Here is a 14,859-nt window from a genome sequence, read left to right on the forward strand (position 1 = left end):
GCCCTCTTTTGGTGCCTCGGTGAAGTGAGTAGACTGCGCGCCTTTCTGCAAGGACCGCCGCCATGTTGCTGATGCTTTACCTGATCGCCATCACCGCCGAAGCCATGACGGGCGCGCTGTCTGCCGGCCGTCGCGGTATGGACTGGTTTGGTGTGGTGTTGATCGCTTGCATCACGGCGCTGGGCGGTGGTTCGGTGCGTGACGTATTGCTCGGGCACTACCCGCTGACTTGGGTCAAGCACCCGGAATACCTGGTGCTGACCTCGGTCGCGGCCATGGTCACGGTGTTCACCGCGCGCTGGATGCGCCACCTGCGTTCCCTGTTCCTGGTGCTCGACGCCGTGGGCCTGGTGGCGTTCACCCTGATCGGCTGCATGACCGCGCTGGAAATGGGCCACGGCATGCTGGTGGCTTCGGTCAGCGGCGTGATTACCGGGGTGTTCGGCGGCATCCTGCGCGACATCTTCTGCAACGACATCCCGCTGATCTTTCGCCGCGAGCTCTACGCCAGCGTCTCGTTCGCGGCGGCGTGGTGCTACATGCTCTGCATCTACCTGCAATTACCCGGTGAACAGGCGATTTTGATCACGCTGTTTGGTGGCTTCCTGCTGCGATTGCTGGCAATTCGTTTTCATTGGGAAATGCCGAAGTTCGTCTACAACGACGAGGCTTAAGGCCTACACGGTCCCTGTAGCAGCTGCCGAAGGTTGCGTCCGAGGCCGCAGGACTCGCTTTCCGGGAAGGCGACTGCTACGCAGCCGGACGCAACCTTCGGCAGCTGCTACAGGAGTCCGTGTTGTCGAGCGCCCACTCGACGTGTTCGCGCACCAACTCCGACGGGTAATCCCGGCGTGCTTTCAAAGCTTCCAGCACCGGAATGCTCGACGGCGCATTGCCCAGCCCTACCGCCAGATTACGCAGCCAGCGCTCGTAACCGGCCCGGCGTAAAGGCGAGCCTTCGGTGCTGCTGAGGAATTTGTCTTCGTCCCACATGAACAGTTCGGCCAGTTCGGCGTTGTCCAGGTTGTGCCGTGGCTTGAAGTCGCTTTCGCCGGAGGGGCGGGCGAAGCGGTTCCACGGGCAGACGATCTGGCAGTCATCGCAACCGAACACGCGGTTGCCGATCAAGGGGCGTAAATCTTCCGGGATCGCGCTTTTCAGTTCGATGGTCAGGTAGGAAATGCAGCGCCGGGCGTCCAGCACGTAGGGGCCTACGAACGCGTTGGTCGGACAGATGTCGAGACACGCGGTGCAGCGGCCGCAATGTTCGGTGGCATGGGGTGGATCGACCGGCAGCGGCAGATCGACAAAGAGTTCGCTGAGGAAGAAGTAACTGCCGGCTTTTCGATTCAAGACCAGGGTGTTTTTGCCGATCCAGCCAAGACCGGCCTGTTCGGCGATGGCTTTTTCCAGCACCGGGGCGCTGTCGACGAAGGCGCGGAAACCAAACGGGCCGATCTGGGCCTGAATTTTATCGGCCAGTTGTTGCACGCGTTTACGGATCAACTTGTGGTAATCGCGGCCCAAGGCATAACGCGACACATAGGCTTTTTCCGGTTTTCCCAGCAATTGCGCCATCTGGGTGTCACCCGGCAGGTAGTCCATGCGCAGGGAAACCACGCGCAAGGTGCCAGGGACGAGCTCTTCCGGGTGCGAGCGTTTGCTGCCATGGGCGCCCATGTAGTCCATTTCGCCGTGGTAGCCGGCGGCGAGCCAGCGCTCCAGGTGCTGCTCATGCTCGGCCAGGTCGAGGCCGCTGATGCCGACTTGCTGGAAGCCCAGCTCGCGGCCCCAGTCCTTGATGGATTGGGCGAGGGCGGGCAGGTCTGTAGTAATTGCGGGCATGAGGCGAGAGAAACCGGAGCTGAGGTGCGTATAATTCTGCCAGACATCGGAGCCTGAAGACGCATGCCGCACACTAAAGATGATTTACCCGACGCGCTGTACAGCGCCGCGCAGGTCCGAGGGCTCGATGCGAGCCTGATCGCGGCCGGCACACCGGGCTTCGAATTGATGCAGCGCGCCGCACGGGCGACCTGGCGTGCGCTGGTCCGTCAATGGCCGTCGGCCAATGAACTCACTGTGCTGGCCGGTCACGGCAATAACGCTGGCGATGGTTATCTGGTCGCGGTGCTGGCCAAGCGTGCGGGTTGGTCGGTTCGCATCCTGGCGGTGGGTGATCCCCAGCGATTGCAGGGTGATGCGGCGTTGGCGCATGCCGAGGCAGTGTCCGAGAGCGTCTCTATCGACGCCTGGTCGGCACAAGCCCAACTGAGCGGCATCGTGCTGGACGCATTGCTGGGCACCGGTCTGACGGGTGAGGTGCGAGCGCTCTACGCCGACGCCATCGCGGCGATCAATGCCTGTGCGTTGCCGGTGGCATCGGTGGATATCCCTTCCGGTCTGTGCGCCGATACCGGTCGCGTCCTCGGTATTGCAGTACAAGCCGAGCTCACCGTCACCTTCATTGGATTGAAGCTGGGGCTGTTCACCGGCGATGCCGCGGATGTGGTCGGCGACCTGGTTTTCAATGATTTGCACGCCGATCCACAGCTCATTGAAGTTGCGGCGATCAGCGCTCGTCGTCTGACGGCCGGTAACCTGCCGCGTCCTGCGCCCCGATCCCCGACTTCTCATAAGGGCAAATTCGGCCATGTGTTGCTGATCGGTGGTGATCGCGGTTTGGGTGGCGCGATCCTGCTGAGCGCACAGTCCGCGCTGCGCAGCGGTGCCGGCATGGTCTCGGTGGCAACCCGCAGTGAACATGTGCCAGCCGCGCTGGCGAGAATTCCGGAAGCCATGGTGTTGGGCACTTCGTCGGCCAATCAGTTGATGGAACTGCTGCAAAAAGTGTCCGTGCTGGTGGTCGGTCCGGGCTTGGGGCAGGCTGCCTGGGGGCGCAGTTTGCTGTCGGCGGCCGCCAATGCAGCGTTGCCGCAAGTCTGGGACGCCGATGCGCTGAACCTCCTGGCCGAAGAACACGTGAGACTGCCCAAGGATTGCGTGATCACCCCGCATCCAGGCGAAGCGGCGCGATTGCTTGGGGTCAGCACTGCCCAGGTGCAGGCTGATCGCCCGGCGGCGGCGCATGCGTTGAGCAAAAAATATACAGCTGTCGTGGTGTTGAAAGGCGCTGGCAGCCTGATCGCCAATCCCGATGGACGCCTTGCCGTGTGTCATCAAGGCCATCCGGCCATGGCCACTGCGGGCTTGGGCGATGTATTGGCCGGTCTGGTGGGGGCGTTGCTGGCCCAAGGCATGCAGGCGTTCGACGCCGCCTGCCTGGCGGTTTGGCTGCATGCCAATGCGGGTGAGCAACAAGGTAAATTCGGCCGTGGGCTGGCGGCCAGTGATCTGATCCCGGCCATTCGTCAGTTGTTGGAGGAGCAAGCACCGTGTCTGAAGTAACCCTGTACCTGGCTGATGAAGAGGCGATGACTGCATTTGGCGCACGTATCGCAAAAACCACCGAAGGGCACGGTCTGATTTTTCTGGAAGGGGACCTGGGGGCGGGGAAAACCACGCTGTCGCGGGGCATCATTCGCGGTTTGGGGCATGAAGGCGCGGTGAAAAGTCCGACCTTTACCCTGGTTGAACCCTATGAGATCGGCGACATTCGTGCCTTCCATTTCGACTTGTACCGTTTGGTCGATCCGGAAGAGCTGGAGTACCTCGGTATTCGCGACTATTTCGAGGACGACGCCCTGTGCCTGATCGAATGGCCCGATAAAGGTGCAGGCTTTTTGCCAAAGCCCGACCTGACCATTACCATTAGCCCGCAAGACAGCGGGCGTTCGCTGAAAATTTTATCCCAAGGCTCGCGTGGCGAGATTTGGTGTGCCGCTTTGGCATTGGAATCCAATTAAATGATGGGGTCAGGTATGCGCTTTCGCGCGATGGTAGCTGCCGTAGGATTGTTGTTTTTGGCGGTGACCGTCGACGCTTTGGCCGATGCGAAGGTCAACAGTGTTCGCCTGTGGCGGGCGCCAGACAACACACGGCTGGTGTTCGACCTGACAGGGCCCGTGCAACACAGCGTGTTCACGCTGACTGCCCCGGATCGATTGGTAATCGACATCAATGGTGCGACACTCGGCGCGCCGCTGAACGTCAACACCTCCAATACTCCGATCACTGCCATGCGCTCGGCTCAACGCACGCCGACCGACTTGCGGGTGGTCATCGACCTGAAAAAGGCCGTGACCCCGAAAAGCTTCTCCCTGGCACCGAACGCTCAGTACGGCAACCGACTGGTGGTGGATCTGTTTGATAGCGCCGCCGATGCCGCGCCGTCTCCCACGCCGACACCGACTCCAACCCCTTCGGTCGCCACGATGCCGGCAGTGCCAGTCACGCCGGTTGAGCCTGCGATCAAGCTTCCACCGGCACCGGCTGGCAAGCGCGACATCCTTGTGGTGATTGACGCCGGCCACGGTGGTGAAGACCCTGGCGCTTCAGGCTCTCGCGGCCAGAAGGAAAAAGACGTGGTATTGGCCATCGCCCGTGAATTGCAGCGTCAGGTCAATGGCATGAAAGGCTTCCGTGCCGAACTGACCCGTACCGGCGACTACTTCATCCCGTTGCGCGGACGTACTGAAATTGCCCGCAAGAAAGGCGCCGACCTATTCGTTTCGATCCACGCCGATGCCGCGCCGTCGGCCGCCGCCTTTGGTGCGTCGGTGTTTGCCCTGTCTGATCGTGGCGCTACTTCGGAAACGGCACGCTGGCTGGCGGACAGTGAAAACCGCTCCGACTTGATCGGCGGTGCCGGCAACGTCAGCCTCGATGACAAGGACCGCATGCTCGCGGGTGTGCTGCTCGACCTGTCGATGACCGCGTCGCTGACGTCCAGCCTGAACGTCGGCCAGAAAGTCCTGAGCAACATCGGGCGGGTCACTCCACTGCACAAGCAGCGTGTGGAACAAGCCGGGTTTATGGTGCTGAAGTCGCCAGACATCCCGTCGATCCTGGTGGAAACCGGGTTCATCTCCAACTCCAACGAAGCTTCCAAACTGGCCTCCTCGAATCATCAGCAGGCGCTGGCGCGTTCGATCAGCAGCGGCGTGCGCCAGTTCTTCCAGCAGAATCCGCCACCGGGCACCTACATTGCCTGGCTGCGTGACTCCGGCAAAATCGCCCAGGGCCCCCGTGATCACCGGGTGAGTCCGGGTGAGACCCTGGCGATGATCGCCGTACGCTATCAGGTTTCGCCAGCCACGCTGCGCAGCGCCAACAACCTGTCCAGTGATGAGCTCAAGATCGGTCAGCACTTGACCATTCCAGGCACTGAGTTGGCGGCCAAAGAATGAATCAGGTCGTGATCAACAGCGCTCGCATCGAGCTGCTCAGCCCGCGACTGGCGAACCAGATTGCCGCCGGTGAAGTGGTTGAGCGCCCGGCTTCGGTAATCAAGGAATTGCTGGAAAACAGCCTCGACTCCGGCGCCAAGCGCATCGATGTCGATGTCGAGCAGGGCGGCGTCAAGCTGCTGCGGGTGCGCGATGACGGTAGCGGCATTTCTGCCGATGACCTGCCGCTGGCCCTGGCCCGACACGCCACCAGCAAGATCCGTAACCTGGAAGACCTTGAACAGGTCATGAGCCTGGGCTTTCGCGGTGAAGCACTGGCCTCGATCAGCTCCGTGGCGCGCCTGACCCTGACGTCCCGCACCCGCGACGCCGATCAGGCCTGGCAGGTCGAAACCGAAGGCCGGGACATGGCGCCTCGCGTGCAGCCGGCAGCCCATCCGGTGGGCACGTCCGTGGAAGTGCGCGATCTGTTCTTCAACACCCCGGCTCGGCGCAAATTTCTCAAGACCGAAAAAACCGAATTCGATCATCTGCAAGAAGTGATCAAGCGTCTGGCGCTGGCGCGTTTCGATGTTGCCTTTCACCTGCGCCATAACGGCAAGACCATTCTCAGCCTGCACGAAGCCCACGACGATGCGGCCCGTGCCCGGCGTGTGGCAGCCATTTGTGGCTCGGGTTTCCTGGAGCAGGCATTACCGATCGAAATCGAGCGCAACGGCCTGCATTTGTGGGGCTGGGTCGGCCTACCGACGTTCAACCGCAGCCAGGCCGACTTGCAGTATTTCTTTGTGAATGGCCGCGCGGTGCGCGACAAACTGGTGGCCCACGCGGTGCGCCAGGCCTATCGCGACGTGCTGTTCAATGGCCGGCATCCGACGTTTGTGCTGTTTTTTGAAGTGGATCCGGCGGGCGTCGACGTCAACGTGCACCCGACCAAACACGAAGTTCGCTTCCGTGACGGGCGCATGGTTCACGACTTCCTCTATGGCACTTTGCACCGCGCCTTGGGCGATGTGCGGCCGGAAGACCATCTGGCCGCACCGGTTGAAACGGCCATCGTTCGACCTACCGGCCTCGACGCCGGCGAGTTCGGCCCGCAGGGTGAAATGCGTCTGGCCGCCAATGCGCTGCTGGAGCAGCCGCAGGCGCAGCCATCGTTCAATCCCCCGGCGGGCTCGGGCGCCGGCGCCGGTTATCAGTACCAATACACGCCACGGCCTCAGTCCGGCGTGCCGGTCGCGGAAGCCCAGGCTGCCTATCGTGAATTTTTCGCGCCATTGCCCGAGGCCAATGCGGTCGCACTGCCGGCCGGGCAAGACGATATTCCTCCGCTGGGTTATGCACTGGCGCAGCTCAAAGGGATCTACATTCTTTCGGAAAACGCTCAAGGGCTGGTGCTGGTGGACATGCACGCGGCCCATGAGCGGATCATGTACGAGCGCCTGAAAATAGCCATGGCCAGCGAAGGCCTGAGCGGCCAGCCGCTGCTGGTGCCGGAATCGCTGGCCGTCAGCCAGCGTGAGGCCGATTGTGCCGAAGAGCACATCGCGTGGTTCCAGCGCCTGGGCTTCGAATTGCAACGCCTGGGGCCGGAATCCCTGGCCATCCGGCAAATTCCTGCCTTGCTCAAGCAAGCGCAAGCCAATCGCTTGGTCAGTGATGTCTTGGCTGATCTGATGGAATACGGCACCAGCGACCGGATTCAGGCGCATCTGAACGAGCTGCTCGGGACGATGGCCTGTCACGGCGCGGTTCGGGCGAATCGACGCCTGGCGATCCCGGAAATGAACGGCCTGCTGCGCGACATGGAAAACACCGAGCGCAGCGGTCAATGCAACCATGGCCGACCGACTTGGACCCAATTGGGCCTGGACGATCTGGACAAACTGTTCTTGCGCGGTCGTTGATGAGCCAGCTCCCTCCTGCGATTTTCCTGATGGGCCCGACCGCTGCGGGCAAGACCGACTTGGCCATCGAGCTGACCAAGGTCCTGCCGTGCGAGCTGATCAGTGTCGATTCGGCGCTGGTCTATCGGGGCATGGACATCGGCACCGCCAAACCTTCAAAAGAAATCCTGGCCGAATTTCCGCACCGTTTGATCGACATTCTCGACCCGGCCGAGAGCTATTCGGCCGCCGATTTCCGTCGTGATGCCCTGGAAGCGATGGCCGATATCACCGCACGGGGAAAATTCCGCTGCTGGTGGGCGGCACAATGCTCTATTACAAGGCTTTGGTCGAAGGTCTGGCGGACATGCCCGCGGCCGATCCCGACGTCCGCGCGCAGATCGAGGAAGAGGCTGCACGCCTTGGCTGGCAAGCGCTGCACGAGCAATTGGCGGCGATTGACCCTGAGTCTGCCGCGCGTATTCATCCAAACGATCCGCAGCGGCTCAGTCGGGCACTGGAAGTTTATCGCGTCAGTGGTCAGAGCATGACTGAGCTCAGGTTGCGACAATCTGTGCAAAGTACTGAAGCAGCCGCCTCGGGACTGCAACAATTGCCCTATACTGTCGCGAACTTGGCCATTGCTCCGGCAAATCGTCAGGTATTGCACGAGCGAATTAAACAAAGATTCACTTTAATGTTGGAACAGGGATTCATTGACGAGGTCGTAGCCCTGCGTAAGAGAAGTGACCTGCATTCAGGGTTGCCGTCTATACGTGCGGTAGGCTACCGACAAGTCTGGGATTACCTGGATGGCAAGCTGACACAAGCCGAGATGCAGGAGCGTGGAATCATTGCCACGCGCCAATTGGCAAAGCGTCAGTTCACCTGGCTGCGCAGTTGGGCTGATTTACACTGGTTGGACAGCCTCGATTGCGACAATCTGCCGCGCGCCTTGAAATACTTGGGGACCATCTCCATATTGAGCTGAGTCCTTGCAATTGCCGTCTATCCTTGGGGGTGTGACGGCTAAAGCCATCTGTTTACCTATTTTTTATATTGAATCCTTAAAGGAGTGCGGCACATGTCAAAAGGGCATTCGCTACAAGACCCTTACTTGAATACTTTACGTAAAGAGAAAGTTGGGGTGTCCATCTACCTGGTCAACGGGATCAAACTGCAAGGCACGATCGAGTCTTTCGACCAGTTCGTTATCCTGCTGAAAAACACCGTTAGCCAAATGGTTTACAAACACGCTATCTCGACAGTGGTGCCGGTTCGTCCAATTCGTCTGCCAAGCGCAACCGAATCCGAAGCGGGTGACGCTGAGCCAGGTAACGCCTGATAGGAGTCTCCTTTGTTCTTTGAGCGCCACGGTGGTGGTGAGCGAGTAATCCTCGTTCACTTGGATGGACAGGACCCTGAGGCGCGCGAAGATCCGCAGGAGTTTCAGGAATTGGCTAATTCGGCGGGCGCCGAGACCGTTGCGTTTTTTAACGTGCCGCGTCATCGGCCAACCGCCAAATTCCTGATTGGCAGCGGCAAGGTCGAGGAGCTACGCGACCTGGTCAAGGCCGAAGAGGCCGATCTGGTGATTTTCAATCACGTCCTCACGCCCAGTCAGGAACGTAACCTCGAACGTGTTTTCGAGTGTCGCGTGATCGACCGTACCGGTCTGATTCTCGATATTTTCGCCCAACGCGCCCGTACCCATGAAGGCAAGCTCCAGGTAGAACTGGCCCAGCTTGACCACATGAGCACCCGGCTGGTTCGTGGCTGGACCCACCTTGAACGCCAAGGTGGCGGTATCGGCATGCGTGGCCCGGGTGAAACGCAACTGGAAACCGACCGCCGTTTGCTGCGGGTTCGCCTGCGACAGATCAAGGGCCGGCTGGAGAAAGTGCGCAGCCAGCGTGAACAGTCGCGACGTGGCCGCATGCGTGCGGATATCCCTACCGTGTCGCTGGTGGGGTATACCAACGCCGGTAAATCCACGCTCTTCAATAACGTGACGAAATCCGACGTCTACGCGGCTGACCAATTGTTTGCCACGCTGGACCCGACCCTGCGCCGTCTGGATTTAGACGATCTGGGGCCGATTGTCCTGGCGGACACTGTAGGTTTCATTCGCCACTTGCCCCACAAGCTGGTCGAGGCATTTCGGTCTACCCTCGAAGAGTCGAGCAACTCCGACCTGTTGTTGCACGTGATCGATGCGGCCGAACCAGATCGCATGTTGCAGATCGAGCAGGTGATGGTGGTGCTGGGTGAGATTGGTGCCCAGGACTTGCCGATACTCGAGGTCTATAACAAACTCGATTTGCTTGAAGGCGTTGAGCCACAAATCCAGCGCGACGAAAACGGCAGACCCCAGCGGGTCTGGCTGTCGGCGCGTGATGGCACGGGTCTGGAATTGCTTGAACAAGCCATTGCCGAGTTACTCGGCAGTGAATTGTTTATCGGTACCTTGCGCTTGCCGAGCCGCTTTGCTCGACTGCGTGCACAGTTTTTCGAACTCGGTGCGGTACAGAAAGAAGAACACGATGACGAAGGCATCAGTTTGCTGGCCGTTCGTTTGCCACGAGCCGAGTTGAATCGACTGGTGAGCCGCGAAGGTTTGCAGCCCAATGACTTCATCGAGCAACACACTTTGCAATAAAAGCCTGAGAAAGCGGTTGTGTCGTGGTGACAGGCATTCTGTAGCATTGGTCGGCGCGCCGTGGGTGCGTCTTTGCTTTATCAGATGGAGAGCGCTATGGCTTGGAATGAGCCGGGTGGCAACTCGAATAATCAGGATCCTTGGGGTGGCAAGCGTCGTAATAACGGCGACCGCAAGGGACCACCGGATCTCGACGAGGCCTTCCGAAAGCTGCAGGAAAGCCTGAACGGGTTGTTCGGTGGTGGTAAAAAACGTGGTGATGACGGCGGTGGTCCGGGCAAGAGTGGCGGCTTTGGCGGCCTGCTCGGCATCGGCCTTGTCGTGCTGGCGGCCGTATGGCTGTACAGCGCTGTTTACGTCGTCGACGAGCAGGAGCAAGCCGTGGTGCTGCGCTTCGGCAAGTACTACGAAACCGTCGGCCCGGGCCTGAATATCTATTTCCCGCCGATCGACAAGAAGTACCTGGAAAACGTTACGCGAGAGCGTTCGTACACCAAGCAGGGGCAGATGCTGACCGAAGACGAGAACATCGTCGAAGTGCCGCTGACCGTGCAATACAAGATCAGCAACCTGCAGGATTTCGTGCTGGATGTGGATCAACCGGAAGTCAGCCTGCAGCAAGCGACAGATAGTGCCTTGCGCCACGTGGTGGGTTCTACCGCCATGGACCAGGTACTGACTGAAGGTCGTGAGTTGATGGCCAGCGAGATCAAGGAGCGTCTGCAACGCTTCATGGATACCTATCGCACCGGTATCACCGTAACGCAGGTCAACGTTCAGAACGCAGCGGCACCGCGTGAAGTCCAGGAAGCCTTCGATGACGTGATCCGTGCCCGTGAAGACGAGCAGCGTTCGCGTAACCAGGCTGAAACCTATGCCAACGGCGTCGTGCCGGAAGCCCGTGGCCAGGCCCAGCGTATCCTCGAGGATGCCAATGGTTACCGTGACGAAACCGTCTCGCGTGCCAAGGGTGAGGCTGATCGCTTTACCAAACTGGTTGCCGAGTATCGCAAGGCCCCTGAAGTCACCCGCGAGCGTCTGTACCTGGACACCATGCAGGAAGTCTTCACCAACACCAGCAAGGTTCTCGTGACCGGCAACAAGAATGGCCAAAGCAATCTGCTGTACTTGCCGCTGGACAAGATGATTCAAAACAGTTCGGGCGGTAATGCGCCGGTAACCGGTTCGGCCGCAGCCTCCAGCAACACGGATGTCACGCCGCATGTCACTGACCTGCCGCAAACGCGCACAAGGGAGACCCGCTGATGAGCAATAAATCGCTGATCGCCCTTATTGTTGGCGTCGTCGTGGCAATCGCTGCCTGGAACTGCTTCTACATCGTGGCTCAGACCGAGCGTGCGGTGTTGCTGCAGTTCGGTCGCGTGGTCAGGCTGATGTTCAGCCGGGCCTGCATGTGAAAGTGCCTTACGTTAACCAGGTGCGCAAATTCGACGCACGCCTGATGACGCTGGATGCACCGACGCAACGCTTCCTGACGCTGGAAAAGAAAGCCGTCATGGTGGATGCCTTCGCCAAGTGGCGCGTGAAAGATGCCGAGCGCTTCTACACTGCAACGTCCGGCCTCAAGCAGATCGCCGACGAGCGTCTGTCCCGTCGTCTGGAATCGGGCCTGCGTGACCAGTTCGGTAAGCGCACGCTGCATGAAGTGGTTTCTGGTGAGCGTGACGCGCTGATGGCTGACATCACTGCTTCGCTGAACAAGATGGCGGAAAAAGAACTGGGTATCGAAGTCGTCGATGTTCGGGTCAAGGCCATCGATCTGCCGAAAGAAGTGAACCGCAGCGTGTTCGAGCGTATGAGCACCGAGCGTGAGCGTGAAGCTCGCGAGCATCGCGCCAAGGGTAACGAGCTGGCAGAAGGCATTCGTGCCGACGCCGATCGTCAGCGCCGCGTGCTGCTGGCTGAAGCCTATCGTGAATCTGAAGAGGTTCGCGGTGACGGTGATGCTCAGGCCGCTGCGATCTACTCCAAGGCCTACGGCCAGGATCAGGAGTTCTACGGTTTCTATCGTAGCCTGCGTGCCTACCGTGAAAGTTTCGCGAACAAATCCGACGTCATGGTCCTGGACCCAAGCAGCGACTTCTTCCGTTACCTGGAAAAAGCCAAGCCTTGATACCGCGTTGACCTGAATCGTCCCCCGCCTGGCGGCTAAAGCCTCTGGCGGGGTGATCCTTTGGGAAAACGTGTGTATGATGCGGCAGCCGGGAAATTCCCGGCTTTTTTGCGTCTGCACGTTTGATTGCTGTTTTTAGGCAGGCGCCGAGTCGAATGGCTCGATAGTTTTTCGAGGAAAGTGGTTAGCGAAGCCGGTAAAAGGCTTTTCGCTTCGTTGTTCATGCGCGTGGTTTGTGCAATGAGCCAATCATTTTCTGCTTCACTCAAGGCTCGGCCGAGGGCTGGCCGCCCGGATCATAGGGGAATGGCGTAATGGCGACGGTAGACCGCTGGCTGCTGCCAGATGGCATCGAAGAAGTACTGCCACCAGAAGCGGCGCGCATTGAAGTAGCGCGTCGTCAGGTGTTGGATCTGTTCCAGAGCTGGGGTTACGAGTTTGTCGTGACTCCCCATATCGAGTACCTGGAATCCCTGCTGACCGGCGCGGGCTCGGACCTCGATCTGCGTACCTTCAAGGTCATCGACCCGCAATCGGGCCGGCAGATGGGTTTCCGTGCCGACATCACGCCGCAAGTGGCACGCATTGATGCGCATACCTTGCGTCGTGAAGGCCGAAGCCGTCTGTGCTACGCCGGTAGCGTGCTGCATGCTCAGCCTCGCGCCTTGTCGTCCTCTCGCAGCCCGATTCAGTTGGGTGCCGAGTTGTATGGTGATGGCAGCCCGAGCAGCGATGTGGAAGTCATCAGTCTGATGCTGGCTATGCTGCAACTGGCCGACGTGCCGGATGTGCACATGGACCTCGGTCATGTCGGTATCTACCGTGGCCTGGCCCGCGCCGCCGGTTTGTCCGGTGAAGTCGAGCAGCAGTTGTTCGATGCGTTGCAACGCAAGGCCATCGATGAGGTCATTACCTTGACCGAAGGCCTGCCTGCCGATTTGTCGGGCATGCTGCGTGCACTGGTTGATTTGTGTGGCGGCCGTGAAGTGTTGAGCGCTGCCCGCGAGCGTCTGGCGCATGCGCCGGCTCCAGTTCTGGCTGCTCTGGACGACCTGCTGGCGATTGCCGAGCGTCTGTCCGTGCGTTTCCCGGAGCTGCCGCTGTATTTCGACCTGGGTGAGTTGCGCGGTTACCACTACCACACCGGTGTGGTGTTCGCGGTATTTGTACCGGGTGTTGGCCAGTCCATTGCCCAGGGCGGTCGTTACGACGACATCGGCGCCGACTTCGGTCGCGCTCGTCCGGCAACTGGCTTCTCTACTGATTTGAAAACCCTGGTGACCCTGGGGCGTGCTGAAATCGAGCTACCGTCTGGCGGTATCTGGATGCCTGACAGTACGGATACGGCACTCTGGCAGCAGGTTTGTCAGTTGCGCAGTGAGGGTCAGCGTGTCGTTCAGGCGTTGCCTGGACAACCTTTGGCCGCCGCCCGTGAAGCGGACTGCGACCGGCAATTGATTCTGCAGAACGGGCTTTGGCAAGTATCGCCACTGGCCTCTTGAGTTTTCCCGCCGGCGCTGCCGGCACCAAGTTGCGCGAATGAGGACAAGTGTTATGGGTAAGAATGTCGTAGTCCTGGGCACCCAATGGGGTGATGAGGGCAAAGGCAAGATCGTTGATCTGCTGACCGAACATGCTGCCGCCGTAGTGCGCTACCAAGGTGGCCACAACGCTGGTCACACCTTGGTGATCGACGGCGAGAAAACCGTCTTGCACCTGATCCCCTCGGGCGTGCTGCGCGAAGGCGTGCAGTGCCTGATCGGTAACGGCGTGGTGGTTGCACCCGACGCTCTGCTGCGGGAAATCATCAAGCTGGAAGAGAAAGGCGTGCCGGTGCGCGAGCGCCTGCGTATCAGCCCTTCCTGCCCGCTGATCCTGTCCTACCACGTAGCGCTGGACCAGGCCCGTGAAAAGGCCCGTGGCGAGCTGAAGATCGGCACCACCGGTCGCGGCATCGGCCCGGCATACGAAGACAAGGTGGCACGTCGCGGTCTGCGCATCGGTGACTTGTTCCACCGTGAGCGTTTCGCCGCCAAGCTGGGCGAGTTGCTGGATTACCACAACTTCGTACTGGTCAATTACTACAAAGAGCCGGCCATCGACTTCCAGAAGACGCTGGACGAGTGCATGGAATACGCCGAGCTGCTCAAGCCGATGATGCTCGACGTCACCGCTGAGCTGCACGAACTGCGCCGTGCTGGCAAAGACATCATGTTCGAAGGCGCCCAAGGCTCCCTGCTGGACATCGACCACGGTACCTACCCGTACGTCACCAGCTCCAACACCACCGCAGGTGGCATCGCCACCGGTTCGGGTTTTGGTCCGATGTACCTGGATTACATCCTGGGCATCACCAAGGCCTACACCACTCGCGTGGGTTCGGGTCCGTTCCCGACTGAGCTGTTCGACGACGTGGGTGCTTTCCTGGCCAAGCGTGGTCACGAGTTCGGCGCGACTACCGGCCGTGCCCGTCGTTGCGGCTGGTTCGACGCCGTCATCCTGCGTCGCGCTATCGACGTCAACAGCATCTCGGGCCTGTGCCTGACCAAGCTGGACGTGCTGGACGGTCTGGAAACCATCAACATCTGCGTTGGCTACAAGAACCAGGATGGTGCAGTGATCGACGCACCGACTGACGCCGACAGCTACATCGGCCTGGAGCCGGTGTACGAAGAGATGCCGGGCTGGACCGAATCCACCGTCGGTGCCAAGACGCTGGAAGAGCTGCCGCAAGCCGCTCGTAACTACATCAAGCGCGTTGAAGAGTTGGTCGGTGCACCGATTGACATTATTTCGACGGGCCCGGACCGCAACGAAACCATCGTTCTGCGTCATCCGTTTGCTTGATAAGTCATTGAAGTGAAACACAAA

At 60.0% G+C, this 14,859-nt stretch carries 11 protein-coding genes and 2 pseudogenes; 12 read left to right on the forward strand and 1 reads right to left on the reverse strand.

Annotated elements, in window-relative coordinates:
* Positions 1-62: 62 nt before the first annotated feature.
* Complete coding sequence (locus AB4N76_RS16650) at positions 63-674, forward strand: trimeric intracellular cation channel family protein (RefSeq protein WP_027921991.1); 612 nt, start codon at positions 63-65, stop codon at positions 672-674.
* 76 nt (positions 675-750) lie between these two features.
* On the opposite strand, the gene queG is transcribed toward AB4N76_RS16650, so the two are convergent.
* Positions 751-1,845 (reverse strand): tRNA epoxyqueuosine(34) reductase QueG, encoded by a 1,095-nt coding sequence (queG, locus tag AB4N76_RS16655; protein WP_460163264.1) that lies wholly within the window; start codon positions 1,843-1,845, stop codon positions 751-753.
* Between the two features lie 63 nt (positions 1,846-1,908).
* On the opposite strand from queG, the gene AB4N76_RS16660 reads away from it, so the two are divergent.
* The 11 genes and pseudogenes from AB4N76_RS16660 to AB4N76_RS16710 all read left to right on the forward strand — a co-directional run bounded on the left by AB4N76_RS16660 (position 1,909) and on the right by AB4N76_RS16710 (position 14,835).
* Positions 1,909-3,408, forward strand: coding sequence for an NAD(P)H-hydrate dehydratase (locus AB4N76_RS16660; RefSeq protein WP_460163265.1), 1,500 nt, complete (start codon positions 1,909-1,911; stop codon positions 3,406-3,408).
* Positions 3,396-3,866, forward strand: a complete 471-nt coding sequence (tsaE, locus tag AB4N76_RS16665; protein WP_077432369.1) for a tRNA (adenosine(37)-N6)-threonylcarbamoyltransferase complex ATPase subunit type 1 TsaE — start codon at positions 3,396-3,398, stop codon at positions 3,864-3,866. The genes AB4N76_RS16660 and tsaE overlap by 13 nt, the downstream gene beginning before the upstream one ends.
* Positions 3,867-5,309 (forward strand): N-acetylmuramoyl-L-alanine amidase, encoded by a 1,443-nt coding sequence (locus AB4N76_RS16670; protein WP_046028399.1) that lies wholly within the window; start codon positions 3,867-3,869, stop codon positions 5,307-5,309. It begins immediately after the preceding gene.
* Complete coding sequence (gene mutL, locus AB4N76_RS16675; protein ID WP_460163266.1) at positions 5,306-7,216, forward strand: DNA mismatch repair endonuclease MutL; 1,911 nt, start codon at positions 5,306-5,308, stop codon at positions 7,214-7,216. Before AB4N76_RS16670 ends, mutL begins: the two co-directional genes overlap by 4 nt.
* Positions 7,216-8,186, forward strand: a pseudogene (gene miaA, locus AB4N76_RS16680) (tRNA (adenosine(37)-N6)-dimethylallyltransferase MiaA). Before mutL ends, miaA begins: the two are co-directional and overlap by 1 nt.
* A 93-nt stretch (positions 8,187-8,279) precedes the next feature.
* Positions 8,280-8,540 (forward strand): RNA chaperone Hfq, encoded by a 261-nt coding sequence (gene hfq, locus AB4N76_RS16685; protein ID WP_007902656.1) that lies wholly within the window; start codon positions 8,280-8,282, stop codon positions 8,538-8,540.
* A 12-nt stretch (positions 8,541-8,552) separates the two neighbouring features.
* Entirely contained in the window at positions 8,553-9,854 is a 1,302-nt protein-coding gene (hflX, locus tag AB4N76_RS16690; protein ID WP_046028404.1) for a ribosome rescue GTPase HflX, read from the forward strand.
* A 96-nt stretch (positions 9,855-9,950) separates the two neighbouring features.
* Positions 9,951-11,120, forward strand: coding sequence for an FtsH protease activity modulator HflK (gene hflK / locus AB4N76_RS16695; RefSeq protein WP_460163267.1), 1,170 nt, complete (start codon positions 9,951-9,953; stop codon positions 11,118-11,120).
* Positions 11,120-11,988: pseudogene (hflC, locus tag AB4N76_RS16700) on the forward strand (protease modulator HflC). The gene hflK and the pseudogene hflC overlap by 1 nt, the downstream one beginning before the upstream one ends.
* A gap of 314 nt (positions 11,989-12,302) precedes the next feature.
* Complete coding sequence (locus AB4N76_RS16705; RefSeq protein WP_460163268.1) at positions 12,303-13,490, forward strand: ATP phosphoribosyltransferase regulatory subunit; 1,188 nt, start codon at positions 12,303-12,305, stop codon at positions 13,488-13,490.
* 52 nt (positions 13,491-13,542) lie between these two features.
* Positions 13,543-14,835, forward strand: a complete 1,293-nt coding sequence (locus AB4N76_RS16710) for an adenylosuccinate synthase (protein ID WP_010464193.1) — start codon at positions 13,543-13,545, stop codon at positions 14,833-14,835.
* Positions 14,836-14,859: the final 24 nt, after the last annotated feature.

This window comes from Pseudomonas sp. S2_F03, from assembly GCF_054668335.1.